This is a genomic window from Nitrobacter sp. CN101 (genome assembly GCF_055390255.1).
Map to the genome: position 1 here is coordinate 3,226,760 of NZ_AP038833.1, position 25,706 is coordinate 3,252,465.

At 62.0% G+C, this 25,706-nt stretch carries 32 protein-coding genes and 2 pseudogenes; 2 read left to right on the top strand and 32 right to left on the bottom strand.

Annotated elements, in window-relative coordinates; translation table 11 throughout:
* Nucleotides 1-198 precede the first annotated feature (198 nt).
* From ACZ5IL_RS16245 to ACZ5IL_RS16305, 13 genes and pseudogenes are all read right to left on the bottom strand, one after another.
* Nucleotides 199-669, bottom strand: coding sequence for a cytochrome c-type biogenesis protein (locus tag ACZ5IL_RS16245; protein WP_464596920.1), 471 nt, complete (start codon nt 667-669; stop codon nt 199-201).
* A 100-nt stretch (nt 670-769) separates the two neighbouring features.
* The gene (locus ACZ5IL_RS16250; RefSeq protein ID WP_464593082.1) at nt 770-2,752 is read right to left on the bottom strand and encodes a heme lyase CcmF/NrfE family subunit; all 1,983 of its coding nucleotides are present in this window, start codon (nt 2,750-2,752) and stop codon (nt 770-772) included.
* A complete protein-coding gene (gene ccmE / locus ACZ5IL_RS16255; protein ID WP_079446240.1) occupies nt 2,749-3,237 on the bottom strand; it encodes a cytochrome c maturation protein CcmE in 489 nt (162 codons plus the stop codon). The genes ACZ5IL_RS16250 and ccmE overlap by 4 nt, the downstream gene beginning before the upstream one ends.
* A 31-nt stretch (nt 3,238-3,268) precedes the next feature.
* Entirely contained in the window at nt 3,269-4,372 is a 1,104-nt protein-coding gene (ccmI, locus tag ACZ5IL_RS16260) for a c-type cytochrome biogenesis protein CcmI (RefSeq protein ID WP_464593085.1), read from the bottom strand.
* Between the two features lie 162 nt (nt 4,373-4,534).
* Complete coding sequence (locus ACZ5IL_RS16265; protein ID WP_464593087.1) at nt 4,535-5,926, bottom strand: hypothetical protein; 1,392 nt, start codon at nt 5,924-5,926, stop codon at nt 4,535-4,537.
* Nucleotides 5,927-6,197: 271 nt separating this feature from the next.
* Nucleotides 6,198-7,598: a sensor histidine kinase gene (locus tag ACZ5IL_RS16270; protein ID WP_464593089.1), complete on the bottom strand. Its 1,401-nt coding sequence runs from the start codon at nt 7,596-7,598 to the stop codon at nt 6,198-6,200.
* Nucleotides 7,588-8,259: a response regulator transcription factor gene (locus tag ACZ5IL_RS16275; RefSeq protein WP_309774666.1), complete on the bottom strand. Its 672-nt coding sequence runs from the start codon at nt 8,257-8,259 to the stop codon at nt 7,588-7,590. The genes ACZ5IL_RS16270 and ACZ5IL_RS16275 overlap by 11 nt, the downstream gene beginning before the upstream one ends.
* Before the next feature lie 137 nt (nt 8,260-8,396).
* Nucleotides 8,397-8,648 (bottom strand): hypothetical protein, encoded by a 252-nt coding sequence (locus ACZ5IL_RS16280; protein ID WP_464593091.1) that lies wholly within the window; start codon nt 8,646-8,648, stop codon nt 8,397-8,399.
* 3 nt (nt 8,649-8,651) lie between these two features.
* Nucleotides 8,652-9,044 carry a hypothetical protein gene (locus ACZ5IL_RS16285; protein WP_079446235.1) on the bottom strand — a complete coding sequence of 131 codons (393 nt, stop codon included), beginning with the start codon at nt 9,042-9,044 and terminating at the stop codon, nt 8,652-8,654.
* A 20-nt stretch (nt 9,045-9,064) separates the two neighbouring features.
* Complete coding sequence (locus ACZ5IL_RS16290; RefSeq protein WP_464593093.1) at nt 9,065-9,304, bottom strand: Pam3-gp28 family putative phage holin; 240 nt, start codon at nt 9,302-9,304, stop codon at nt 9,065-9,067.
* Between the two features lie 133 nt (nt 9,305-9,437).
* Nucleotides 9,438-10,193, bottom strand: a pseudogene (locus ACZ5IL_RS16295) (IS5 family transposase).
* 209 nt (nt 10,194-10,402) lie between these two features.
* Nucleotides 10,403-10,629 (bottom strand): annotated as a pseudogene (locus ACZ5IL_RS16300) (DUF3168 domain-containing protein); the annotation flags it as partial.
* A gap of 31 nt (nt 10,630-10,660) precedes the next feature.
* Nucleotides 10,661-11,224, bottom strand: a complete 564-nt coding sequence (locus ACZ5IL_RS16305) for a head-tail connector protein (protein WP_464593095.1) — start codon at nt 11,222-11,224, stop codon at nt 10,661-10,663.
* Between the two features lie 65 nt (nt 11,225-11,289).
* On the opposite strand from ACZ5IL_RS16305, the gene ACZ5IL_RS16310 reads away from it, so the two are divergent.
* On the top strand, nt 11,290-12,054 hold the full coding sequence (locus tag ACZ5IL_RS16310) for a S1 family peptidase (protein ID WP_464593097.1): 765 nt from the start codon (nt 11,290-11,292) through the stop codon (nt 12,052-12,054).
* Nucleotides 12,055-12,068: 14 nt separating this feature from the next.
* Here ACZ5IL_RS16310 and ACZ5IL_RS16315 read toward each other — a convergent pair whose 3' ends face one another.
* The 6 genes from ACZ5IL_RS16315 to ACZ5IL_RS16340 form a co-directional block, all read right to left on the bottom strand.
* Nucleotides 12,069-12,440 carry a DUF2019 domain-containing protein gene (locus ACZ5IL_RS16315; RefSeq protein ID WP_464593099.1) on the bottom strand — a complete coding sequence of 124 codons (372 nt, stop codon included), beginning with the start codon at nt 12,438-12,440 and terminating at the stop codon, nt 12,069-12,071.
* Between the two features lie 48 nt (nt 12,441-12,488).
* Nucleotides 12,489-12,866, bottom strand: coding sequence for a DUF2019 domain-containing protein (locus tag ACZ5IL_RS16320; RefSeq protein WP_464593101.1), 378 nt, complete (start codon nt 12,864-12,866; stop codon nt 12,489-12,491).
* Between the two features lie 157 nt (nt 12,867-13,023).
* On the bottom strand, nt 13,024-13,521 hold the full coding sequence (locus ACZ5IL_RS16325) for a hypothetical protein (protein WP_464593103.1): 498 nt from the start codon (nt 13,519-13,521) through the stop codon (nt 13,024-13,026).
* A 17-nt stretch (nt 13,522-13,538) separates the two neighbouring features.
* Entirely contained in the window at nt 13,539-13,769 is a 231-nt protein-coding gene (locus ACZ5IL_RS16330; RefSeq protein ID WP_464593105.1) for a hypothetical protein, read from the bottom strand.
* 122 nt (nt 13,770-13,891) lie between these two features.
* Complete coding sequence (locus ACZ5IL_RS16335; RefSeq protein WP_464593106.1) at nt 13,892-14,713, bottom strand: DUF2019 domain-containing protein; 822 nt, start codon at nt 14,711-14,713, stop codon at nt 13,892-13,894.
* Between the two features lie 205 nt (nt 14,714-14,918).
* Nucleotides 14,919-16,172: a phage major capsid protein gene (locus ACZ5IL_RS16340; protein ID WP_464593108.1), complete on the bottom strand. Its 1,254-nt coding sequence runs from the start codon at nt 16,170-16,172 to the stop codon at nt 14,919-14,921.
* Nucleotides 16,173-16,334: 162 nt separating this feature from the next.
* On the opposite strand from ACZ5IL_RS16340, the gene ACZ5IL_RS16345 reads away from it, so the two are divergent.
* Nucleotides 16,335-16,622, top strand: a complete 288-nt coding sequence (locus ACZ5IL_RS16345; RefSeq protein WP_464593109.1) for a hypothetical protein — start codon at nt 16,335-16,337, stop codon at nt 16,620-16,622.
* A 33-nt stretch (nt 16,623-16,655) separates the two neighbouring features.
* On the opposite strand, the gene ACZ5IL_RS16350 is transcribed toward ACZ5IL_RS16345, so the two are convergent.
* The 13 genes from ACZ5IL_RS16350 to ACZ5IL_RS16410 all read right to left on the bottom strand — a co-directional run bounded on the left by ACZ5IL_RS16350 (nt 16,656) and on the right by ACZ5IL_RS16410 (nt 25,648).
* Nucleotides 16,656-16,895, bottom strand: coding sequence for a hypothetical protein (locus ACZ5IL_RS16350; protein WP_464593111.1), 240 nt, complete (start codon nt 16,893-16,895; stop codon nt 16,656-16,658).
* Between the two features lie 183 nt (nt 16,896-17,078).
* On the bottom strand, nt 17,079-17,348 hold the full coding sequence (locus ACZ5IL_RS16355) for a hypothetical protein (protein ID WP_464593113.1): 270 nt from the start codon (nt 17,346-17,348) through the stop codon (nt 17,079-17,081).
* Nucleotides 17,349-17,360: 12 nt separating this feature from the next.
* Complete coding sequence (locus ACZ5IL_RS16360) at nt 17,361-18,089, bottom strand: RNase A-like domain-containing protein (RefSeq protein ID WP_464593115.1); 729 nt, start codon at nt 18,087-18,089, stop codon at nt 17,361-17,363.
* Nucleotides 18,089-18,742, bottom strand: a complete 654-nt coding sequence (locus tag ACZ5IL_RS16365; RefSeq protein WP_464593117.1) for an HK97 family phage prohead protease — start codon at nt 18,740-18,742, stop codon at nt 18,089-18,091. The genes ACZ5IL_RS16360 and ACZ5IL_RS16365 overlap by 1 nt, the downstream gene beginning before the upstream one ends.
* 97 nt (nt 18,743-18,839) lie before the next feature.
* Complete coding sequence (locus tag ACZ5IL_RS16370; RefSeq protein ID WP_464593119.1) at nt 18,840-19,028, bottom strand: hypothetical protein; 189 nt, start codon at nt 19,026-19,028, stop codon at nt 18,840-18,842.
* Entirely contained in the window at nt 19,028-19,240 is a 213-nt protein-coding gene (locus ACZ5IL_RS16375) for a hypothetical protein (RefSeq protein WP_079446212.1), read from the bottom strand. The genes ACZ5IL_RS16370 and ACZ5IL_RS16375 overlap by 1 nt, the downstream gene beginning before the upstream one ends.
* Nucleotides 19,241-19,281: 41 nt before the next feature.
* Complete coding sequence (locus tag ACZ5IL_RS16380; protein WP_464593121.1) at nt 19,282-20,457, bottom strand: phage portal protein; 1,176 nt, start codon at nt 20,455-20,457, stop codon at nt 19,282-19,284.
* A gap of 62 nt (nt 20,458-20,519) precedes the next feature.
* A complete protein-coding gene (locus tag ACZ5IL_RS16385) occupies nt 20,520-21,677 on the bottom strand; it encodes a DNA-packaging protein (protein ID WP_464593123.1) in 1,158 nt (385 codons plus the stop codon).
* Nucleotides 21,678-21,780: 103 nt separating this feature from the next.
* A complete protein-coding gene (locus ACZ5IL_RS16390; protein ID WP_464593125.1) occupies nt 21,781-22,539 on the bottom strand; it encodes a hypothetical protein in 759 nt (252 codons plus the stop codon).
* 114 nt (nt 22,540-22,653) lie between these two features.
* Entirely contained in the window at nt 22,654-22,806 is a 153-nt protein-coding gene (locus ACZ5IL_RS16395; RefSeq protein ID WP_464593127.1) for a hypothetical protein, read from the bottom strand.
* A 279-nt stretch (nt 22,807-23,085) separates the two neighbouring features.
* Complete coding sequence (locus ACZ5IL_RS16400) at nt 23,086-23,250, bottom strand: Flp family type IVb pilin (protein WP_464596921.1); 165 nt, start codon at nt 23,248-23,250, stop codon at nt 23,086-23,088.
* Nucleotides 23,251-23,418: 168 nt separating this feature from the next.
* Nucleotides 23,419-24,978: an MDR family MFS transporter gene (locus ACZ5IL_RS16405; RefSeq protein WP_464593129.1), complete on the bottom strand. Its 1,560-nt coding sequence runs from the start codon at nt 24,976-24,978 to the stop codon at nt 23,419-23,421.
* A gap of 154 nt (nt 24,979-25,132) precedes the next feature.
* Nucleotides 25,133-25,648: a YcgN family cysteine cluster protein gene (locus tag ACZ5IL_RS16410; RefSeq protein ID WP_464593131.1), complete on the bottom strand. Its 516-nt coding sequence runs from the start codon at nt 25,646-25,648 to the stop codon at nt 25,133-25,135.
* Nucleotides 25,649-25,706 lie beyond the last annotated feature (58 nt).

The window sequence follows — 25,706 nt, forward strand, 5'->3', positions numbered from 1 at the left end:
GATGGAATTGAAGTGAGTTCTCCGCTTTTTCTCGCGAACCCTTTGACACTTTGCTCGGAGCCGCTGTGAGCTGACTGGGTCGTTAACCGTCGCGGTCCGGGGCACAAAGCCAAAAACCGCTCACTGGAGCACGATCCGAAAAAATCGTAAGCCGGTTTAGGGTGCGATCATGTCAACGCAGACGGGATTGAAGTCGACTCAAGTCTTGGACTTCTTACCCGCAGGGCGTTCCGTCGCCATTAGCTTCGCGAGCCGGACCTCTTCTTCCTCGCTCAATCGCGGCGGCGTATCCTGGGCCGCCTTTATCGCTTTCGACCGCCGCCGGCTGTATCCCCAAAGCACCAGTCCGCCGCCGACCAGAAGGATGGGCGTCAGAAGCCAAAGCGGCAGCGTGCTCGTCTCGAAAGGCGGCTTCAGCAGGACGAAGTCGCCATAACGGTCCACCAGAAAATTCAGCACCTGCTGATCGCTGTCGCCAGCGGCGATGCGCTCGCGCACCAGCAGACGGAGATCTCGGGCCAGCGGCGCCGAAGAATCGTCGATCGACTGATTCTGGCACACCATGCAGCGCAACACGCGCGACAGGTCGCGTGCGCGCGATTCCTGTGCGGGGTCGGACATAATCTCGTCAGGCTGCACCGCATGAGCGGAAGACACCACCACGAGCACAAAACAAAAAGCGGCGCCGAAAACAGGCAGGAACCTGCTCGGTGCAATGAACCGTCTGCGTAGCGATGATAATGCTTGCACGAGTTCATGCATGGCGGCCTTACTCCGCCGGCTGGAGGGCGTGGCCAGACTTCGCCGGTTTCGGCGCCCCGACCCGTAAACGGCGGTCTGACAGCGATAGCACGCCGCCAAAAGCCATCAGAACCGGCCCAAACCAGATCAACAGCACCATCGGTTTGTGGTAGATGCGCACCGCGATCGATCCATCGGCGGAGGCATCACCGAGCGAGATGTAGAGCTGGCTCACACCCCGCGTCAGCAGCGACGCTTCCGTAGTCGAAGCCGGGCGCGTCGTGAAGTTACGCTTCGACGGCGTCATCACCGCGATCGGCTGGCCGTCTCGACTGACGGTAAAGCGCGCGATCTGTTCACGATAGTTGGATCGCTGCTGCTGCGTCGTACCCTCGAACGTCAGACTGTAGCCACCGACCTGCGCCACATCGTTCGTCTTCATCGAGGCGATGTATTCAGTGTTCCAGGTGGTTTCGCAAACGATGCCGATCAAGGCCACTCCGAGGCCGGCATGGGCGAAGACCGTACCCCAGGCCGAGCGCGGCAGCCCCTTCGCCCGGCGCAAGGACACCGCCAGCGACGCACGGAACAGGTTGGTGCGCTCGGCGAGATCGCAAAGGGCCCCGAGAATCACGAACACCGCCAGCCCGATCGCCAGCGGCGCAAATGTACTGCCGCCCCATGTCCACGCCATCAGCACGGCCACCGCGATGACGCTACCGACGCCGGCGGCGATCAGCCGTTGCGAAGCGCCGAGCAGATCACCCCGCTTCCACGCCAGCAGCGGCCCGAACGGCACCGCGATCAGGAGCGGAACGAACAAGGGTGCGAACGTCAGGTTGAAGAACGGCGCGCCGACCGAAATCCTGTTGCCGGTGATGACCTCGAGCGCAAGCGGATATAGCGTGCCGATGAAAACCGTGGCGCAGGCGGTGGTCAGGAACAGGTTGTTGAGCACGAGCGCACCCTCGCGCGAGATCGGCGCGAACAGTCCGCCCTGCTTCAACGCGGAGGCACGCCAGACGTACAGGGTCAGGCTGCCGCCGATGAAGGTGCAGAGGATCAGCAAGATGAAGACGCCGCGCGTCGGGTCGGTGGCGAAGGCGTGGACCGACGTCAGCACGCCCGAGCGCACCAGGAAGGTGCCGAGCAGCGATAGCGAGAAGGTCAGGATCGCGAGCAGGATGGTCCATACCCGGAGCGCGTTGCGCTTTTCCATCACCACCGAAGAATGCAGCAGCGCCGTACCCGCCAACCACGGCATGAGCGAGGCGTTCTCGACCGGATCCCAGAACCACCAGCCGCCCCAGCCAAGTTCGTAGTAGGCCCAGTACGACCCCATCGCGATCCCGAGGGTAAGGAAAATCCACGCCACCAGCGTCCATGGCCGCACCCAACGCGCCCAGGCTGCATCGATGCGGCCTTCGATCAGGGCGGCGACGGCGAAGGAAAACGCGATGGAGAATCCGACATAGCCGAGATACAGCATCGGCGGATGCACCGCGAGCCCGATATCCTGCAACACCGGATTGAGATCGCGGCCTTCCATCGGCGGGTTGGCGATCCGCATGAACGGGTTCGATGTCAACAGGATGAACAGGTAGAACGCGGTCGCAATCCAGCCCTGCACCGCCAACACATGGGCGCGCAGCGTCAGCGGGAGATTATTGCCGAACACGGCGACCAGTCCGCCGAACAGCGCGAGGATCGTCACCCACAAAAGCATGGAGCCTTCGTGATTGCCCCAGACGCCGGTGATCTTGTAGATCAAAGGCTTCAGCGAATGGGAATTCTGGAAGACATTGACGACCGAGAAATCGGAAACGACATACAGTGTCGCCAGCGCAAAAAACGAAGCAGCGACAAACAGCAATTGCGCAAGCGCGGTCGAGCGCGCCACGTTCATCAACGCGCCGTCGCGCAGTCTCGCACCGATAATCGGAACCACGGATTGTATCAAGGCGAGCCCGAGCGCCAGCACCAGCGCGTAATGTCCGACCTCGGCGATCATTGCGACACCTCCGGCTTACCCGAAGCCTCAACAGCTCCGGCCTGTGCGCCATAATCGTCCTTCCAATGCCCCTGCTTCTTCAAGGCATCGGCGACCTCCTTCGGCATGTAGGTCTCGTCGTGCTTAGCCAGCACGGTGTCGGCCTGGAACACACCCGACCTATCGAGCGCCCCCTCGGCGACCACACCCTGCCCTTCGCGGAACAGATCGGGTAGAATGCCCTTGTAGGTCACCGGGAGAGTCGCGCTTCCGTCAGACACCTGGAATGTCACTGCGAGATTGTCACCGCGGACCAACGAGCCAGTCTGCACCAGTCCGCCCAGCCGGAAGCGTTGCCCCGGCTGAATGTGTTTCTCCGACACCATCATCGGCGTCGAAAAAAACACAATGGAGTCGCGCAGTGCATTCAGCACCAGCGCGGCTGCGATACCGAGCACCACGAGAGATCCGCCGATCATCGTCAAGCGCCGCTGCTTGCGAGTCATGTTTCACCTGCGCGCAAAGCAAATACCTCGATCATCCATCTATCCCGAGCGCCTTGAACCCTTCGTTGAGCTGGCGCAAACCTGCTTCATTCTGCCCGAGCGCGCGGCGCGCGTCATCGCGCACGGCGCGCGACTTCTCCGGCTCATTGAGCACCATATAGGCGCGAGCCAGCCGCAACCATCCTTCAACATCATTGCTGTCCTGCTTCAGGCGGGCAGCAAGCCGGTCGACCATCCTGTGAATCATTGCGGTGCGATCCGTTTCATTCATGTCGCTCGCCGCGGCCACCGCTTCGTCCGTCGGACGAGGCGCGCCCTCCCCGACCTGCGCCAGCGCCTCCTGTACGGTCGCACGCCACTGCGCATCCCCCGGCGCATCGGCCAACAGGGCCTTCCATATCTTGACCGCGTCGGTCGTGCGGCCGTCCTGCTCCGCGGCCATTCCGAGGAAAAAGCGCGCCTTCACCTCCTGGGGATTCAGCGCGACCGCTCGCTCGAACTCGTTTTTCGCGTCGGCGGTGACGATGCCATTGGCGGCCCCGGTCATCGCTGCGCCGAGTTCGGCGCGGCGTTGCGCGGTTTCGCCCTCGTACGTGATCACGTTGCGATAGGCGCGCGCCGCCTCATCGAAGCGACCGAGTTTTGCGAGCACCGGCGCCAAAACGGTCCAGCCCCGGCCGTCAGCGGGATTCTTTTCCAGGTGCGATTCGACCTGCGCCACGAGGTTGTCGAGGGATTGCGATGAATCGGCCGTCTGAATGCGCGCCGCAAGGGGGAAATCGGGCAGTTGGGGCGATCCCAGGGGAAGGTAGATCACGAACGCCAGCAACGGTATCCCGGCCAGCGCTACGACCGCCACCGCACGACGCAGCCAGAGTTTCGACTCTTGGGGCTGATGGCTTTCCGCATCAGCCGCCTCCAGGAGCCGCCGTCCGATCTCGACTCGCGCCGCAGCCGCCTCTGGCTCGCCGATCAGGCCCGCGGCGGCATCACGTCCGACCTCTGCCAGCTGGTCGCGGTAAACTGTGGTCTCGCTGCCACCCGAGGTTCGCCGCTTGCTCGATCGGCCGAGGGGCCACAGCACCGCAAAAGCCGCTCCGGCGGTCATCAGCGCGAACACAAACCACAACGTCATCTCATCAGGGTTCCGGTGGACCGGCGACGGAAACGGCCGATCCGATGGCCGGGTTACATCACGACTGGGAAAAGGACGCAATTGACAATTGCGGCACAATCGGCGGCAAACATCCACAACCGCATGATTTGATAGAGTTTATTCAGAAACGCCCCTGCCTGCTCACCCCGCCCGCGATGATTTGCGTTCGACCGTAAGCGCTTGTTCTGCCGCCCGGCTCATCAGCGACGAATAGTCTTGACCAAACAGAACCTCGCAGAAGCGGATCACCACCTTGACCTGTTGCTGGCGGAACGCGCGGACACGCTCATCACCGTTGCGCAGCGATTCGACCAGGGTTTCGGCGGTCCGCTCGACGTAATGCTGCAAATCCGAATAGGTCCGCATCGTGACTTCGTTGATAGCCAGTTCGCTGGCGTAGTTCCGGCACACCGCTACGAAATCGATCAACGCGGCGGTTTCCTCGACCTCGATCGGGTCGAGCTGCGCACCGGATGGAATGTCCTTGTCGGGCCGCTGACGCAGCAGACGCCGCACGCGGCCGGAGACTCCCTCGATTTCCGATTGCAGAACCTCGGAAATATTGACCCTGATCGCCGCGAGTTGACGACCCCAGTTTGAATCGGCGCGGATATCGAGTTCGGTCCGCAGCCCGCGAACGCCATCGTGCAAGGTCTTCAAGTGTTGGGAGACATTCTCGAACCGGCCGCGCCGGATATCGGTCCGCAAGCCTACGGACGTCTGCGACAGATCGTCGAGCGCCATCTTGACCGCTACGCCATAAGACGTCGCCGCCACTCGTATCTCGTCGTCCGAACCCGCTACCCGGACCGCCAGGCGGATGATCTGCCACGATGCGGACAATCGCTGCATCACCAGCGACAATGCAAACGGCAAGGCCAGCGGCGTTTGCAGGGAAGGAACATTGAGCGCCGTCATCACGGAGGCGATCTGCGACTCGCCGAAGATGTGCAGAAAACTCGGCAGCCGGCTATTCAGGGTGTCGAGGGCATCGCGCGCGTTCAGAACCGCTCCGATTGCGGCCAGATCTTCAACGACGCTGGGGGCTCCGATGCGGCCAAGTGCGCGCTGGCGATCCATATCGGAACGATCCGTGAGGGTCCGCTGGATCGCGGCTGCCGCGGCCAGCTGAAAAGTCCGCGCGGCCACCTCGATATCGGATGTCGATCCAATCTGAGTCGCCAACGCAGCCTCGAACGCGCGCGCGGCAGCCGGTGCACCCTCGCGCCCCAGCCACTGCCAGACCGGCATGAGCGAGGTGCGCCGGATCTGCCCGGGGCGTAACACGACGCCGTCCTCCACAAGAAACGGATTCAGATGACGGAACAGATGTTGAGCCGGGTCTTCACTCCGCTGCTCGCCATCACCCGATCTGCGGACGATCCGGCGCAGCTGATCGAGTACAAGGTTGGCGACCGCGGCATCTTCGCCGCGCTCCGCCGCGCGCTCGAACTCTCGCATAAGCAACGCCTGCGATTTCGGCGGAAGCTGCGCGAGATAGTCCTTCAGCCGTTCAATCGAGGTCTGGTCCATGCACGCACATCTTCGCGCGAACGATCGCGCGGGCACCGGAAAGCCCGTAGCGTGTCATATCAGAGACGGTCTTAAGGATGCGTTGCAGAAGGCCAGAGGACTTTCGAGACAACGGGATACCGGTTCGCGTGAAGAAAATACCTCAAATCAAATCACAATCCCGCCCCGATTCCATCGGAAGCACAAGGACCTCGTTCGAGACTCGAATAAAAATCAGCAGGGCTTTGATTTGATTCAAACTCGCGGGCCTTTAGAGGCCCGCGAAACGGGCTCAAACCGCAGGCAACAACAGTTCGGCGCGCAATCCGCCGATCGGCGCCGTATCGAGCGTCAGGCGACCGCCATAGAGAGCCGCCAGATCGGTGACGATCGACAAACCCAGTCCGGAACCTGGCTTGGTCTCGTCAAGGCGGCGCCCGCGCTGCGAAGCCTGCATCCGCTCGGCATCCGACAGCCCCTGACCGTTATCGTCGACAATAATCCGCAACATCGCGGGTTCCGCTCCGGAAGGCGGACGGACCGAGACGTTGATAAACGCCCGCGAATGCGCCCACTTGCAGGCATTGTCCACGAGATTGCCAACCATCTCCTCGAGGTCCTGGCGCTCCCCGCAAAACTTCGCCGCCGGACTGACGTCGACATCGATAGCGACATCGCGGTCGCGGTGAATCTTCTCCATGGTCCGGCGCAGCGCCTCGACGACGGGCCCGACATCGGTCACCGTTCCAACGACGGTGAGCCGCGCAGCCATACGGGCGCGCTCCAGATGATGAGCCACCTGATTGCGCATCATCTCGGCCTGTTCGATCATTTTCTCGGCGAAGGGATCGCGCTCATGCGCGCTGGCCTCATTGATGATAACCGAAAGCGGTGTCTTGACCGCGTGCGCGAGGTTACCGACGTGGGTGCGGGCACGCTCGACGATATCTCGGTTGGCATCGATCAGCGCATTGGTCTCGCGGGCGAGCGGCGCGATTTCGACGGGGAATTCACCCTCCAGTCGTTCCGCACGGCCGGACCGGATATCCGCGATCGCGTCTGAGATGCGTTTCAGTGGCGCAAGACCAAACTGCACCTGAAAGATCGTGGTGAAAAGCAGTCCGATCGTGAGCGCTGCAAATGTGCCGCCGAGATAATAGTCGAAAGTCCGCGATTCATCGAAAATTTCGCTGGCGTCTCCGGCCACAGCGACACGGAACTTGCCGTCGGCGCCAAGATCGACCGGCCGCTCCACCATGCGCAGGGTTTGCCCTTCTGGCCCGTCGACATATCCGACGCGGACTCCGGATAAGGAAAGCTCAATCCCCTGATCCTCCAGCTTCGGCAGCTTATTGTCCCATAGCGAGCGTGACGCGCGGGTTTCCTTTTTCTTGTCAGGATCGCTGCGGTCAATTTCCCAGTACCAGCCGGATAACGGCAGATCGAACAGCGGCTCGCCGAGCGACTGGAACTGATGATCGGCAGGCTCGTCAGGCGCCGTCACTTCGGCAATCAGGGTGCGAAGATAGAGGTTGAGGCGACGGTCGAAGGCACGCTCGGACGCTGAGCGATAGACCGACGACAGCACCACGCCGGTGATGAGCAGAACGACCACAACCCACGCGGTCGCGGAGAGAAACAGCCGCGTAGCCAGCGAATTGGAACGGACGCCCGGAAACTGCCTAGCGCGCATTTGCCGGCGGCGTGAGCAGATAGCCAAGTCCGCGCACCGTCTGGATGATATCGACGTCCAGCTTTTTGCGGATGCGGCCGACAAAAACTTCGATGGTGTTGGAGTCGCGATCGAAATCCTGATCGTAAAGATGTTCGACCAGCTCGGTGCGCGACACCACCCGACCGGTGTGGTGCATGAGATAGGCCAACAGCCGGTATTCATGCGACGTCATCTTGACCGGATTGCCGCCGACGCTGACGCGGCCCGTGCGGGTATCCAACGTCACCGGCCCGCAGGTCAGTTCGGACTGGGCGTGTCCTGTGCTCCGTCGCAGCAGCGCGCGCATCCGTGCCAGGATTTCCTCCAGATGGAACGGTTTCGCGACATAGTCGTCGGCGCCGGCGTCGAATCCCTGAACCTTGTCGCTCCAGCGGTCTCGCGCGGTAAGAATCAGGACGGGCATGGTCCGCCCCCCGCGTCGCCAAGCCTCCAGCACGGAAATGCCGTCCATCTTCGGCAGGCCGATGTCCAGCACCACCGCGTCATAAGGTTCGCTTTCGCCAAGAAAATGTCCCTCCTCGCCGTCAAACGCGCGATCGACCACGTAGCCGGCGTCGGTCAGCGCGGTCGTAAGCTGGCGATTGAGGTCGGGATCGTCTTCGACGACGAGAAGGCGCAAAGCGGACTCCTGATTCCTCCCGTCAAGATGGACCGCCACCGCATGAATGGCAAATGAACAGCAAGAACCCGCTTACGCCTTTTTTCCGCCCGGGGGCGGACACGCCTGCGCTGGCCGCCGAGCCGACCCTACCAAAGTCACGTCGTGGTCGAGCCATCATCAGGCGGCAGCGGACTCAGGAACAAGTCGGCCTCGGCGTTGATCCGGGCCAGCACCGCATCGATCTCTTCGGCGGTTGCATTGCTGCCGCGTACCAGGCCGGCGATGGCCTGAACGTAAGGGAGCGAAGAGACCACGCCTTGCTCGATCGCTGGGGCGACCTTGACGATGGCGCTGACGATGGCTTCAGCGGCCGCGAGGCCCGCTGTCACTTCTGCTGCGGTGACCATGCGCTATGCTCCTGATAAGAGGATTTGCTGGACGACGATCAGCGCCGACCGCGCCGCCGCTAGTGCGTTGGTGATGTCGACGGACGGATAGGCCTTCTGCAACGCGACCAGATTGTTCACGGCGAGGCGCGCCTTGCGCATCGCCGATTGCAACCTTTCGATCACCGAACGTTTGGCACAGATGTTGGCCACCCCCGGCTCGGTTCCCGTCCGGCAAAGTGGCAGCGCCTTGTAGGCATTGGCGGCATTCACCGCGACGCCAAAGGCGTTCTCGATGCCGTACACCGTATTGAGCGAAACGGCGGTGTTCAGATTCAACGATGGCAGCGCGACGGTCTGGCAACCTGCCAGCGCCAGACCGGAAACGACCGCTATCGTGGCGACAAGTTTTCGCATGAAAGCTCCTGTTGTCTGGATTACTTGACCGCGCCGGTCGCGGCGCTGACGGTCGGCACGTCGGGACGCGCGGCAGTGGCCGAGCGGACCGTCCTGGTGTCGGCCTTGACGTAAAGCCCCCATGCCACCGTAAAGAGCGTACCGATCGCGCCGATGATGCCGGTCACCTGGTCAGCGGTGACCCATCCCTTGCCGGTAGCGAAGCTTCCCGCCGCGATCAGCAGGTAGCGCACGATCTGCCACACCGAATCCGATGTCATGTGTTGTCTCCAGTAATGTTTTGAGGATTGCGCGAGACCGTCGCGCGGCGGTCGTTCTATTCACTCGCGACCCGCGCGTGCGAAGTAATCAAATTGGTATCGATGCGCTTGAACTAGGCTCAGGACTCATTGATCAGAGCCAAAAGATGACGGCTGCAGCGATGCAGATGGCAGACATGAAGGTATGTGAGCATCGATCGTAGCGGGTGTGGATGGCGGCGCCAGTCCTTGAGCCTGCCGAACGCATTTTCGATCTTGTGTCGTTGGCGATAGAGCATGCGGTCATGTTCGATCGGCTTTGCGCGGCTGGCCTTCGATGGGATGCAGGCCGTGATGCCGCGGGCCGCGAGCGGCTGGCGGAACCAGTTGGCGTCGTAGCCCTTGTCGCCAAGCAACTGCTTCCCGGGCGGCAGCGCATCGATCATCAAGGCCGCCCCCTTATAATCGCTCATCTGGCCTTCGCTGAGCAGCATGATGACAGGGCGTCCCTGACCGTCGCAGACGGCGTGCAGCTTGGAGTTCAAGCCGCCCTTCGTGCGCCCGATACATCGGGGAACAGGTCCTTTTTTAAAAGGCTGGCGGCGGTGCGATGCGCCTTCAGATGCGTCGCATCGATCATCAGGAGAGAGGGCTTGCCACCTTTGCGTGCCAGCTCGGCAAAGATATTGTTGAACACGCCGAGCCGGCTCCAGCGCACGAACCGGTTATAGATCGTCTTATGCGGACCATAGCCGGGCGGCGCATCGCGCCAGCGCAGACCGTTTCTGATGACGAAGACGATGCCGCTGATCACCCGTCGATCGTCAACCCTCGCAATCCCGTGCGACAGCGGAAAATACGGCTCAATCCGGCGCATCTGAGCCTCCGACAGCAACAACAAATCGGCCATGGCGATGTCCCCCAAACATCGCCATTGAATCAACCCGCCAGTCCTCTCGCAACAGATTTAATGGGTCCTGAGCCTAGATTTCGCGCTCGCTCGCCATTCTGGCCAGCTCGTAGTCTCGCTTGGCGTCGGTCTGCCGCTTGCTGCCTCCGTCCTCGTTCTGGAGCCGGATCTTCGCGAGCTCGAATTCCTGATCGAGGGCCAGACGGTTGGCCACCTTGACGGGAACGCGCATGAGCGTGATCTGGTGCTCCTGTGTCGGCCCCACGTCCACCGACGCGTCGGTGACGCGCGCCTCGCCGATCGAAACGTAAGGCAACAGCGCTCCGCGCGAAGGCTCGTCATAGATCCGCTTGCCGCCAAGCACGGCCAGAAGGCCGCTGTCGGCCGCGAGCGCATCGTAAACGGCAGCGCGAAGCGCTGCATTGGCGCTGGTCATGATGATGTCCTTTTCAAGAATACGAGAACGATCAGAGCGAATGGACGCGGTAGCTCGCGATCATGGCGCTGACGCTGGCCGGCATCGTCGCGACGCTCTGACCGATGGCGATAAGGCTGCGGTTTTCATACCAATGCGCCGCGAGCGTCCGCACCGCATGGCGCAGCACATCAGGTACGTCGGTCGCGCTCGTGCCGAATCCGATCTCGATATCGAGTTCGATGCCGGCGCTGGCGCGGCCCGGCAACACCCAGGCGGACGAAACGATCACGCCCGCCGCTTTGTCGAGAACGAACGTTCCGACGTCGATCGGCGTGGCGATCCCCGCGGAGTCGTAGACGCGCGCCCCGTCGAGCGCCCGCAACGGTCCCCGGCCCGGCTTGATGCGGCCGTCATGCGGCCACTGGTCCAACCCGAAGCGCCAAGTCTGCGCGATCAGAGCACAGCGCGTCATCGCTTCGACATGGCTTCGCGCCGCTGCGATCAGCGACGCGATGACCGCGTCGTCGTCATCGTTCTCGGCGCGCAGGAAGCTCTTGGCCTCTTCGACCGACCATGGTTCGACCGCAGGTCCGGTCAGGAGTATCGACGGCATCGGATGTCCTCGCTGTGACAATGCAAATGTTGACAGACACGCGACGCGATGGCTCACATCGCTGCATGATTCAAAAATTCATTCGTTTAGCTGCAGCCGCGACGCTCGTGATGACGCACCCTGCCCTTGCCATTGTCGGCGGCGGCGGCGGCGGCGCGCCTTCGCCTGCGATGGCGAACGCAGTCGTCACCATCGTCGGCTCGCGTGGCTCATCCTGCACCGGCACACTGATCGCGCGCGATATCATCCTGACCGCCGCGCACTGCATCGCGCCCGGCGTCACCACCAAGATGGTGGACTACACGAGCCAGCCGCCGCGCCTACTCGATATCAAGCGCGTGGCCACGCACCCGCAGTTCAACCCGCAGAGCGTGCTCGCGCACCGCGCCACCGCCGATGTCGGCTTGTTGCAACTCGCCGCGCCGCTCGCTGTGCAACCCTTCCGGATCGGCGGCGCGTTGATGCCGATCAACGTCGGTCAACGCCTCACCGTCATCGGCATGGGCGTCGCAACCGTTGGCGACGGCCGCAGCGGCGGCGTGGCGCGAGCCGCAAGCCTTGCGGTGACGGGGCAGCCCGGCACCTTGCAGATCCGTCTGGTCGATCCTTCAACCAACAACGCGCGCGCGGGCCTCGGCGCCTGCACCGGCGATTCCGGCGCGCCAGCGATGCTCGACTCCAGCAGCGGCGCTGTCATCGTCGGTGTGGTGAGCTGGTCGACGGGCGCGAACAATGCGTCAGGCTGTGGCGGCCTCACCGGCGTCACGCCGCTGGCGCTCTACCGCGACTGGATTCTGACAACGGCGCGAAGCTGGGGCGCGAGGATATGAACAAGGTTCGTCCCTCACTTCGGAATGTAGCTGCCTTCATCGAGCCGTCTGATAGCCGTCGCCGCCTCCCCGTTCTGTGGCTCGATGCCGGATTTACGGATACTCTCAAGAGCATTGCGAGCTAAATCCGGATAGAGCGCGAGGAGCGAACGTGCCGCGGCCAAACGAACCTGAACGTTGGAATGTGAAAGCAGCGGCAACAGCGCCCTTCGCTGATCGCCAGGCATTTCCTGGAGTTCCTTCCTGATACGATTCATCTCTGCGAATAGCCGATTGTATTTTGCATTATCGATCACATACATCGCATGATATTGCGCTATGCCGATCTCGACGAACTGCGCGACGAGACTTTTTACTCGGGCGTCACCCGATTGAACGGAGGTCATCACTTGAGTACTCCATTCTCGCGCAAGTCCTGCATGACGACATACGATCTATTTCCGCCCTGGACCAGACAACTCTCCGTCGTAAAGACTGAGAAACATGCCCGCGTGACCGGCCACGGGGTAGTCTCCTGAATCTGCAATCCTTTGAAGCTCTCTGCGTGCCTCCACGGGAGCAAGGTCGATACATCCCTCGGCAGCATGAAACCGCACCCAAGAATTGGGATGTGAAAGGAGCCGCGTCAAACCAATCCGTTGGGTATTGGGTCTTTTGCGCAACTCGGCCGCGATTCCGAGTATCCGTTTGCCAAGCATCTTCACGCTGGAACCTTCTTTTAACAACTCAAGGGCTTCGCCTTGTTCAACACACAAACGGACGAATTCGATCAGGAGGTTGTCGGCACTGATCTCTGAAATGTCGCGCCTCATTGAACGACCCTATATTGTTTTAACGTGCTTAAGCCGACTTGCATCTGCTCGCCCCAACTCCTGCCGCGGCGATCTCGTGGTGAAAGGCCATCATACTTTGCGTTCGGAGTGGAATACCATCCATTGATGTCCAGATGCCTCAATGTAGGGATTCGCACTATATTTCTGGACTATCGATTCGCTCGTTGCCGAACTGTTGCCTGTTTTGTGCGAACTGACCGACGATGTGATGATCCTGGTAGCCGGGCTCGCTGGGCAGCTGCGCGCGGGCTTGCAACTCCTCGAGCGTGCGCGGCGGATCATTTGCTGATCTGATCGCCGCCGTCTCTGCCCTAAGTCCCTCGGCTTGCCGCAGCGCCTCGAAAACTGAGTCAGCAGCCGGCGACATGGGACCGACGCCGCGAAGATATTTAATCACTCGGCGAATAAACTCGATCGGCCGTTCCCCTGGCTTCCGGGCAGATGGTGGAATCTCCGGCGGTTCTTCGTTGGACGGCGGTTCTCCCGCGAGCCGAACGCCGTCGATCGTGTTGTCGCGCGGCGTGATCTCAAAGAGACCGAGGCTACCTCCTCCTTCGCCGTCGTCCGTCCACTGGCCTCCGTCCGAACTGCCCGCCGGTACGCGCGGCTGGTTTGGATAGTATTTCCGGGCCAACGTCGGAAACGCCTTGGCTAGATCCGCGGCAGGCGGGAGAAACCGCGCGGCGTCGGGACGAACCCATCGTGCCGCATCCGGCCGCAGCCATCGTGATTGCTGATGGCGCAGCCAGGCTTCATGATGCGATGGTATGGAAGTATGTCCTTGAGGAACGATACGCGCTCCAAAAGCGGCGCGCCAAAGAAGCGCGCCGCTGAATTTCCGGTCATGCCTGAATGTAGGCGCGAAACGCGCGGCAACTTCATGAGCTGGTCGACAGGCGCGAACAATGCGTCAAGCTACGGCGGCCTCACCGGCGTCACGCCGCATTCTCCGCTCTATCGCAACTTGATGGCGATGACGTTGCGAAGCTAAAGAAGGCCGTGAACTACGTCGGCTTGAAAATTCCACGATCAAGGTTAAGCAAGCACATGCCGGCATCACCGGATTGAGGTAACCATCGCGAAGATGCAATAGCCTCAATTTTCCTGCGAGCCTCGTCGGGCGCAACAGCGAGCGTGGACCGGGCGGCCTGCAATTGAACTTGCATGTTGGGATAGTCGTAAAGCGCCATCAGCGCGCGCCGTTGATCGCCCGGACGCCGCTTCAATTCATCCCTGACTTCCGTCATCCGTTCATACAGACGATTGAATTTCGTGAGTTCGTGGCCGAGAAGCGCATCATCCTGTGCGGCAGTGATTGCCGCAAATCGACCGACCAGCTGATCGACGGGCATCTCATCGAGTCTGATTTTCCTAAAGATCATGGCTGCGGCCGGCCCGCTGTTCCTCGCCAGCCAGCCTGCCGCCGCGCGAAGATATTTCGTTCTTTCGGCACTGGTTGTTGGCCGCTGTTTCGGAATCTCCGGGGGCTCGTCCAGTGGCGGACCTTGGTTGTGCCCAATCCCCGGCCGCCAATCTCCCGCGAGCCGAACGCCGTCGATCGTGTTATCGCGCGGCGTGATCTGAAAGAGACCGAGACTACCTGCTCCTCCTGCGCCGCCATCCGTCCATTGCCCGCCGTCGGAATTGCCCGCCGGCACACGCGGCTGGTTTGAATTGTATTTCCGGGCGAGCATCGGAAACGCTTTGGCTACGTCTGCGCCGGACGGGAGAAACCGCGCGGCGTCGGGGCGAACCCAGCGGGCCGCATCCGGCCGCAGCCATCGTGATTGCTGATGGCGCAGCCAGGCTTCGTGATGCGATGGCATGGAAGTATGTCCTTGAGGAACGATATGCGCTCCAAAAAAGAAAGCGGCGCGCCAAAGAAGCGCGCCGCTGAATTTCCACTCATGCGTGAGGCATGCCCCACGCATTCGTCTTGCTTTGAAAGATGGATGGCCGGATCAATAGCGTGAAGACGCGCTTCGCGCTTTTGTCCGGCCATGACGCCCGATGCAGGACCGGCGACCTTCCTCAGCTCGCTGCGAACTTCATCAGCTTGATGGCGTCGAAGTCCTGTACGCCGCCGCCAACGCGCTTGGTGGTGTAGAACAGCACGTAAGGTTTTGCCGAATAGGGATCGCGCAACACGCGCACGCCGGCGCGGTCCACCACGAGATAGCCGCGGCGGAAATCACCGAACGCGATCGACAGCGAATTTGCCGCGACATCCGGCATGTCCTCGGCCTCGACCAGCGGGAATGTCATCAGCGAGGCGCGCCCGCCAGCCTGCGCCGGCGGCTGCCACAGATAGGCCCCACCGGTATCCTTGAACTTGCGGATCGCGGCTTGCGTCTTGCGGTTCATGATGAAAGCAGCATTCTGGCGATAGCCAGCCTTCAGCGCATAGATCAGATCGACCAGCGGATCGGACGAATTGCTGGACGCGAACGCGCCGGCCCCGCCCGAGGCGATGTAGCCGAGGCTGCCCCAGGTCCACGAGCCGTTGGCGACCGTGGTGGATTGCAGAAAGCCCTTCGGCTTGTTGGTGCCGTCGCCGTTAACGAAGGCCGCGCCTTCCTGCACCGCGAATGTCAGCTCGACTTCCTGCGCGATCCACTCGTCGATGTTGACGGCGGAATCGTCAAGCAGCGTCGCAGTCGCCGCGGGCATGGCGTAAAGCTCCATCGCCGGGAATCTCAAGGCATCCAGCGTCGGCGATGTGGTTTGCGTTCGCGAGTCCGTCTCACCGACCCAACCCGTGGCTGGACCCGCGGTCATGAACGGCTTCTTGTAAACATTGCCCGAGATGGTGCGAACCGACGCCAGCGCGCGGATCGGCGAGATAGCCGCCAAACGTTCCCCGATCTCGTGCTCGAGTTCGACCGGCACGAGATAACCGCCATCCGGATTGGAGCCAGCCGACATCGCCTTGGTCTCGAGCGCGCGCAATGCGCCGGTCTCGCCGCCGCGCACGTAAGCCTCGAAGGCGCTTTTGTGCTCGCGGGAGCCAGCATCCCTGACGATTCCGGTGCGGCCTTCAAGCGCCGGGCGAGCGTTCTTGAGCGCCAATTCATCCATGCGCCTGTGCTGGGCATCGAGCGCGGCATTGATGCGATCGACCTTCTCCTCCAGCAGCACGTCGCCGCGCTTTTGCTCCAGCCGCGCCAGGCGTTCGTCGTTGGCCGCCTTGAATTCCTCGAAGGTGACGCGGAAGTCGTCGTAGCCGCCGCGGACGGCACCGCCGGATTTATGCTCCGGCGCGATGTCGGTGATATCGAAGTCCATTCATGCTCTCCTCGGTGATAATAATTTCGCCCCGTCGTGTCTGACGTTTAAGACTTGCTTGACCCCAAGACCTGTTGACCCGAAGGCTTTTCTGACACCAAGACTTGCGCGCGGGCGTGCGCTACAGTGGCTTCCGGCAACGGCAGCACGTTGAGGCGAACCATGCGATTTCTGATCTTTGTCTGGATAACCCTGGCCGTCGCCGCTGCCGGAAGCGCGTGGTATGCGATGCAGCCCTTGAGGCGGGTCGTCGCCTGGTTCGCGATCGCCGCCTGCGTCGTCCTGTTGGCGGCGTTCGGGATATCCTTCGTAATGCTGAGCGCCAGCGCTGAAAAATCGCTGCTGTCGATTGCGCTTTATCTTTTGAACTGGAGCATGGCCATCGGCGGCGCGGCGATCTGCGTCGGAGCCATCGCAGGTCTCGCGCTGGCGCTGGCGTTCAAGCGGTGATGCGAATTGACGTCATCCGGGCGAGCGTCCGATCTATCGGCCCTTACGCTTCGCGTGCAGTTCCTTGCGGAATTTCATCAGCTTTTCGAACTGCTCTTCGTTCAGATAATACCATTCGATATGGCTTGGATCTTGCCGGCGCTGCGATTCCGGATAATCGTCGATCTCGGCAAGAAACTTCCGTCCTAGCCAGTATTCGCGCTCGTCATGCCACGGCAGATACATCTGAATATCTGTGGGCGCGACGCAGACCTGGATTTTATATCTCGCCATAGGCTAACGTTCTAAGTTCTGCGGAAATGCAGTCTCAACCCTGTAGCCCTTCTCACTCCTCCGATCAGACACGATCACGACCCGGACACCGTAGGTCTCCCTGATATAGGGCTGTGAGCGCTCGGTCGCCGCATATGCCTCGCTCCCGGTCGGCGAGGCATCGAAGTTCTCCTTCCATCTCTCCTATTCGATCGAGTCCCGGATCAGCGTCAGCACCCCGCGTATGTCGTCAAAGAAGTAGTTGGCCCCGGCATCGTTCCATATCCGCTGCAACTCGGCGTCCCTAAGGTCTTGCGCGAGCAATTCCTGCAGGAAGCGCTTGACGACCGCTTGATCCTGTTTGTTCGAACATCTCAGGGCCTTCGCAACCCACTCTTCCATCGTGGAGATTTCTTCGTCGCTGCCCTGATAGAAGCATTCGACCACGTGGTCGAACTCTTTCGGAACCAACATGACCTCTCCTTGCTATTTGCGACGTTCGTTTCTGGGATAGGCTGTTACCACGCTGTAGCCCCGGGAAGCGCGTGGATCGTGTACGATAGATACGCCGACCCCATAGGGGTCTCTCAGGTAAGGCGCCGCATCGACGTCTTCCCTGAAAGCCTCGCGACCGGTCTTGTAGCCAAAACGGTATGTTATAAAGTCTTCTGCTAACCGTCCATTCGCCACCGCCTCGACCCGATCCCGATTCTGCTCAAGTGTCCGGTTGACGAAATCGTTTGCACTTTCCATGGAGGCGAAAGATCCGTTAATCCTGCGCGCATAGCTGAATGCGATCGTCTGACCACGATCAATCGTCGTGCTCGCCAGCAGTTCTTCATCCGTTTTTCCGACATGCTCGCGCAAGGCGTGGCCGCCTCGCGCTTCCTCCTCCCGCAGGTCGATCGGTCGCTTGTCCGGCAGGTTTTGCGCATACTGCTCATACGGGCGTAGCCCCTCAGGGTCAGCGTCCGACAAAACACGCGGGTCGTTTATGCCACCGCCACCATCCGTCCACTGCCCGCCGTCCGGATTACCGGCGGGAACGCGCGGCTGGTCCGGGCTGAACTTGCGTTGAAGCGCGGGAAAGACGCTCGCCGGATCGGTGCCGGGAACGAGAAAGCGCGCCGCATCCGGCCGGATCCATCTGTAGGCATCGGGCCGCAGCCAGCGCGCGCGCTGGACGGCTTTGAATATGCTTTCATGACTTGCCATCAGCGCGCTCCCGCGATCTGCGCGCTCATCGCGCCGTGCAGCGCCATGCGCCGTCCTTCCCTGCCGCGCAGCGACGCCGAAACGATCGCCGGGCGCGGGCGGAGCTGCGGCGCCGGTTCATCCGCGGCCTGCCTTATGCTCCGCCACTCGCGCTCGGCTTGCGTCCGCACGCGCGAGCGCGGCAACTGGGTTGTCGCTTGCTTCACCGCGCGGACACGCGCTCCCGCCAGCAGCGGGAACGTGACAATAGAAATCTCCCACAGGTCAACCTGATGGAGATGACGCACGCGTGTGCGCGGATCGATCCGGCCGCGTACGGTGCGATAGCCGATCGACAACCCGTCCACCGCGCCAGCCTCGACCAGAGAGAGTAGTTCGCGCGCGCGCATCACGTCGGGAATCAACTTTCCTCGCGCCCAGAGACCACGAAAATCCTCGCGCAGTTCGAGCCAGACGCCGACCGGCTCAGCGGGATCGTGCTGAAACAGCATCGGGATCTTGCGTAGCCCCCGCGTCTTCAGCGTCCGCGTGAACGCACCGGGCATCATCATATCACGCGCCTGATCGATCTCGCCGAACAGGCTGGCATAACCTTCGACCGTACCGTCGCCGGAGAACGACAGATGCGACACGGATGACAACGGAGCATGCATGAACGGCCTCGCAACGGGCGGGGAGGATTTCTGAAATTCGTAACAGGACGTTGTGCGCCACGCGCCCATCAGGGCACCTGGCGTCACTGGATGAACGCTAACCCTTGCGGTTGCGCTTCACCGGCTTGCGCCGCGTCTGCGATTTGGCACGAGGCGCGCGGACCGCGGGTGTTTTGCGCTGAACGCGATCGAGATGTGCAAGGAATTCGCGAAACACGGTGAGATGATCGCGCGAGGATTTCGTCTCGGCGCCGAACGACCGTAACACGCTGTGAAGGGTATCCATCAGTCGAGATCCTCTTTGAGGTTTCCGGCGCGGCGATGCGCCTTGCGGTTGAAGCGCTGCAATTCGCGAACGAAATCATCGAAACGGCGCGAGGCCGCAGACAGTTCGCGAAGCGTGAACAGCAGACCCGCGCTCGCGGCGCTCGCCCAAAGAAACAGCGCGAGATGCGCAAGATCGCCGCGCTCGCTGAAGATGCGGATGAGGTCCGGCATGACGATCTTTCTCGCCTCTTTCCCTTGCGGCAAAGGGCTGTTTACTCCAGCCTGTCGCCGCCCTCGACCGGTGCATAACCGACCGCCTCACGCTTTTCGTTGAGCGTAAGAAACGCCGCGTTGCTGACGCGCTCCCACAATGCCGCGCGGTCGGTGGCAAGCGCATCGATCCTGTCAGTGTCGACGACGATACGGATGCTCTCGCCGAACTGCGGCGACAGCCACTGCGCGAATGAGTTACCGATACGTGACGCCAGCGGCAGCACGGTCTGACGAAAGAAGCAGCGATTGGCCTCCAGGAAATTCGCATAGGTGTTGTCGCCGGGAATGCCGAGCATCATCGGCGGCACACCGAAAGCGAGTGCAATCTCGCGCGCGGCCGTGTGCTTGGCCTCCAGGAAGTCCATGTCCTTCGGCGTCAGCGACATTGCTTTCCAATCGAGTCCGCCTTCGAGCAGCAGCGGCCGGCCGGCATTCACCGCGCCCTGATAGGTGTCGGTCAACTCGCGCTTGAGCCGATCGAACTGTGAATCCGACAGCACCGCGCCTTCCGGCCCGGAATAGACCAGCGCGCCGGACGGCCGCGCCGCGTTGTCGAGAAGCGCCTTGTTCCATTTCGATCCGGCGTTGTGGGTGTCGATGGCGACGGCAGCAGGCTCGATCGGCGCAAGACCGTAGTGATCGTCGAGCGGATGAAAAAATGTCAGGTGCAGGATCGGCGGCACCACGGATGACGCTTGATCGAAGCGCACGCTGCGCCCGCCGACGCTATATTCATACGCTTCCGCCCAGCCCTCGGAGCCGGGCACCACCTTCATGCGATCGGGCCGCAGCGCATGAAGCTCCCGAACCGCCCCGTCAAGAGCGACGGTTTCGACATAGGCATTGCCTGCCAGCAGCAGATGCGACACCAGCATCTCGAGAAATGCGCCGCCGTCCTGCCGTGTATTGGGTCGCGCGAGCAGCAGCGACAGCGGATGCGCTTCGTGTTCCTGCGCGCCCTCGAACACGAGGTAGCTGCATGACGCAACGTTCTCCGCAATCAGCCGCACCGCGCGATGCACGATGGGATTAGTTAGATATCCTTCGCGCGCCAGCGCAGCATAATCGCGTGGTGTCCAACGCGCGCGGCCGCCACTCTCGAAGGCGAGCAGTCTGGCCGTGCGGCTGGCTTTTGTCTCGGGCGGGGTGAACATATTTTTCAAGCGCAAGCGCATGGCCATTTTCCTGTTATGTCGTGGCTGCAACGCAGCGCTCTGTGCGGCACTGCAGTTCCCTCTCAGAACCCCCTTACCCGCGGCTGAGCGCGCGGTGGGAGCGCCAGCGATGTCACCGCCCACACCAGGGCGTCGAGCCGGTCGGGCGAGCGCCCGGACGACAGGCCGGACAGAGCGAAATCGCACATCTCGTCTTCCAGCGCGGCGAAGCTGCCGGCGTGCCTGACGCGGCCTTGCTCGTAGAGCGTCGCCACCGGCTCGGCGCGCAGCCATTTGCCGCGAGTCGCGCGCACCGCGATCACGGGCACCTCCGCGTCGACCTCCGCGATCACGGCTTTCACCATGTCGCCGCCCTGATTGACTTCCGCCACCAGCGCATCGGCCTCACACCGCCGCCACAGCGCGATTGCCTTCGCCGCCCACAGCGCCGGGGTCACGCCTGCCACGGTCTCATCGGCAATCAGGTAAACAGTGCCGTCCGCGGCTTGCCCCGCCGCGACAATGCCGCAGGCGTCCGCGCGCTTACTTGCGCTCGCCGGCGGATCGACCGCGACCACGATGCGTTGCAACGGCGGCGCCTCGTGCACGCGACATCGCTCCAGAAGCGCACGCGACCCCAGCGCATCCGGTCGATCCTCGATGATTTCGCCATCAAGCTCCTGACGTCCGAGCCGCGTTCCGGCGTAGCGCGCCATCACGCCTTGCAAGAAGGTCGGCGCCAGATTGAAAGCATTCGCTTGGGTCGGCGCACGCGTCACCACGCTCGCCTGGTCGTTCACCAGGCGTTTCAAAAGCGCGGTCGGCCGCGGCGTCGTCGTGATGAGCTGGCGGGGCTGCGATCCCAGCCGCAAGCCGAACTGCAGCATGTCGAACGCAGCTTCCGCGTAGCGCCACTTCGCCATCTCGTCGGACCAGGCGCAGCCGAACTGCGGCCCGCGCAGGCTTTCGGGATCTTCGGCGGAAAATGCCTGCGCCACCGCGCCGTTGTTCCACTCCAGCCGCTTGCGCGACGGCGACCATGATGGCCGCTCGTGGGCGGCGTGAACCGCGAGCAACCCGGAAACGCCTTCGATCATCACCTCGCGCGCGTCATGCTCGGTCTCGCCGACCAGCGCGATGCGCGACACCGCCTCGCTGGCGAACGGCGGCAGACCCAACGCCTGCGCACGAATCCATTCGGCTCCTGCGCGGGTCTTTCCGGCGCCGCGGCCGCCAATCATCAGCCAGATCAGCCACGGCGCGCCGTTCGGAGCGAGTTCGGAAGGCCGTTGATGCGGATGCGCGAAAACATCCCACTGTCGGGCAAGAAATCCGAGTTCCGTCTCACTCGTGCTCTCCAGCAGGAGCCGACGTTGGCGCGGCGACCATTTGCTCCAGTCGGCGCGAAAGCGCGCGCCGGAACTCGTCAAGGTCGCGGGGCACGGCGTCGTCATCGGCTGGCTTCACCTTCTCCTGACCTGCGCGCAGCCGCGTCACCTCTCCGAGCGTGCGCGCGAGACTAGCCAACGTCCGGGCACGGCGCTCGGCCTCCGTACGCTGCTGCGGTTTCAAATGGCTGCCGCCGACGATCACCTCGATCAGGGACAGTTCGCGTTCAATCGCGCGCGTCACCCTGTCAATCAAAAGCACGCCTGTCGCCGGCGGCGGATCGTCGACACGCTCGACTGCGGTGCGCTTGATGCGCGGGCTTGGTTGATCCTTGCGGCGGGCGGTTGTCGGCCGTTTGCGCTGCCGCTTCAATCCAGCCTTTGCCGCATCGTCGTCTTCATCAACGATAATGGGGACATCATCAACGTACCGTATGGTGGCAGCGATTGTCGCCTTGCGCGCAAGAACGGCGGCCCGGGTCTTGCCGGATGATGACGTTCTAACCGCGCTTTGATTTGTCGCCGCTTCGGCCTTCGCCTTTTGCGCCTTCGATCGCGATGCCGGCGCGACCCGCTTGCTCCCAGCCGACAACGGCAATGCTTTCTTCTTCGATGCTGAGGACGTTCCGGTCCTGGATGGCGTCAGCGTTGAGCGAGAGGCAACGCGCCCCGCCGCCGGCTTTCGTGCCGGTTTGCCGGTTCGCGTCGCACACATGAAGATCAAGAACTCCCTTCAAGCGGACCCAATGCCGCTAAATTCCTGGATTAGCTGGATTGCGATGAAGATTTGGGGCCCTGGCCGGTTTCATCCCCGCCGACCAAAGCCGTGTTACTGATGGACGAATACGAGCCACGTTACGCAAAGGATCAGCGCAACCAGACCGGTGCTGATGGTCGACAGCAAAAAGGCGGGAAGCTCAGGCTCGGACCGTCGCACCTCCATGGATGTCTCCACAGTTTGACTGCGTTTTTCCGTCGTCATGTTCGTTCTCCCCACGGTCCGCCATCGCATGCCAATTGATCGGGACAACAGCAGACTCCCTGCGATGTTCCCTGCAAAAAAAGGGCCGTGGTTACGACTCGCTATGAGCTTTCGTCCGGGAATTCCCGGCAATGTTCGTTTGACGGTTTCGTCAGCCGCGCGATCAGAAAGCATCGCCGTGATGTCTCGGCGCAACTGTGGAGCATGGCGTAAACCTACTCCGGCAGCGTCACGCTGTCAAGGTATATTTTCCTAGGAAAATTTACCTGTCGCCTGACCTTATTTCAGCAGCCCGTTGAGCGCTTCGAACCGGTCCTTGAGCGAACTGCCGATGCCGGTGACCGCGGCCACGATGACGATGCTAATGCCGGAAGCAATCAGGGCATATTCGATCGACGTGGCGCCTGTTTCGTCCCGCAGAAAATCCGACGCAAGTTTTGGAATGAGGTGCAACACCAACTCCAGCCTTTGAATCCCTGCGGATGCTCCAATAGTGATCGGGCGCAGCGCGACGACCTTTCAAAACTGGGATGCTAGAGTTGAAAGATTTCTCGGAGCCTAACCGACACTCTGAAAGAATGCTTAAGAGCGATAGCAAAAGTTGCGTGCGGATCAAGCCGGGGGGCCGGTGAGCGGCCGTTCCTCTATTCGCACCAGCAGCAGCGCGGCACCCGCCAGCATCGCGGCTGTGGCGGCGAATACATAGCGAAATGCGGTCGTGAGGTCGGAGGCGGAGATTACACCGACCCGACCGCCGCCCCCATTGCCGATCGAGGCATCGGTTCCCAGCGCCATCAGCAGGATGGCGGCAAATGCCGCGACGGCGAACGAGGAAACCAACGCGCGAAAAAAATTCATCGCGCCAGTGACAGTTCCGACCTGCTGACGCGCCACCGCGTTCTGCAGCGACACCACGCTGACGGGAAATATCGTGCCGAGACCAAAGGCGAACAAGGATAGCAACGTAAGCAGCGGCCATAGCGGCGGCGTCACCACAGCCAGAATCGCGGCCACGACGGCTGCAAATGTGGTCCCCAGTACCGCGACCCGCTTGTAGTGAAGCGTACGCGTCATGGAACGGCCCGCAAGCGCCGCCCCGCCGGTCGAAATCGCCGCGATCGGAATCAATGCTAGTCCGGATTCGCTCGCGCTGAGATGGTGGACGACCTGATAGTACAGCGGCAAATGCACGGTGATCCCGATAATCGCGCCGAGCGCCAAAGCGCCCGCGGCTATCGCATACGGAACCACCGGGCCGCCCATCAGCGACAGCGGCAGGAATGGTTCGGACGTCTTGCGCGCGTGCCGGACAAAGACCGTGGCAAGCACAAGCGAGGCGCCAAGCATAGCGGCGATTTGCGGCGACGCCCAGGCGAAGCGGTTACCGCCCCATGTCAGCACCAGCAGGAAAACGACGGCGGATGCCATCAGCAACAGGCCGCCGGTCCAGTCCACTCTGCGGCGGCGGTGGAACACCGGAATCTTGCCCATTTTCGGCAACAGCAACGCCAGCGAGACAAAGCCGAGCGGCACGTTGATCCAGAAAATCATCGACCAGTGCAAGTGCTCGGCGAAAACGCCCCCCAGCACCGGCCCCGCGATGCCTGCGGCAGTCCATACGCCACTGAAATAAGCTTGATACTGACCACGCTCCCGGGGCGTCACCACATCGGAGATCACGGTCTGCACCACGGGCAGGATGCCACCGCCGCCGATGCCCTGCACGCCGCGCGCCACGATCAGCGCCGCCATGTTCGGCGCCAGCGCGCACAGGACCGAACCCGCAACGAACAGACCGAGCGCGGTGACGATCATGGCACGGCGACCGTAGATATCGCTCAAGGTACCGAACAACGGCGCGACCGCTGTGGACGCCAACAGATACGCCGTAATGACCCACGACAGGGTGGTGACCTCGTGGAACTGGCGGCCGATGGTCGGCAGCGCGGTTGCGACAATGGTCTGATCGAGGGCGGCGAGGAACATGGTCAGCATCAGGCTGACCAGAATGGTGCGCACCTCGTTCCGGCCCAGCGGCGCGGGCGTCACGACCGGCGGCGCACTGGCGTCACCGTCAGCCTTGCCGGAACGCGCCGCAGCTTCTGGCGCGGCATCGCCGGACAGAATCGGGGGATCCGACGGACCCCGACCCAGACGTTCGAATGTATTCATGCGGACAGACAAAATATGAATTGGCTAACAAGAGGCGGAGGCCGGTGCGGTTCGCTGCTTTGTGAACATTAACGCTTGAGGCCCGCGTTCGGACAGCGACCGACGGAATAAAAAGCCTCCAATGCAAAATCGCAAATTTGTGATGGGAGACCGGTCAACCCTTCGGCGGTTTCCGAAGCCGGGCGCGCTTCGGCAGCCGAACCGGCCACTGCACGATATGATCCTCCAGTTCAGAATCGGGAATCTCATCCTCGGTGCCGCGGACCCGGCCACGCACCGAAACACCGGCCTCGTGGACGGTATTAGGATTGCCGGAAATCAGCGGATGCCACCAATAGAGATCGCGCCCCTCCGCGACCAGGCGATAACCGCAGCTCGGCGGCAACCAGCTCAAGGTCCGGACATTGTCCGGCGTGAGGCGGACGCAGTCCGGAACTTGTTCGGAACGCTTTGGATAATCCTTGCAGGCGCAAAGCCCGGCATCCAGAAGCCGGCAGGAAACATGCGTGAAATAAATGTCGCCGGTATCCTCGTCCTCCAGCTTCTCCAGGCAGCAGCGCGCGCAACCATCGCACAGGCTTTCCCATTCGGCGCTGGACATTTCATCCAAGGATTTGGTCTTCCAAAAGAACCCGTTTTGTTCCGACGATCGCGCGGGTCGTTGGGTCATGGAGTGAGCCAAGGGTGTGCCAGAGGTTGCGCCGAAGAAAACCGATTTTCCGTCTATG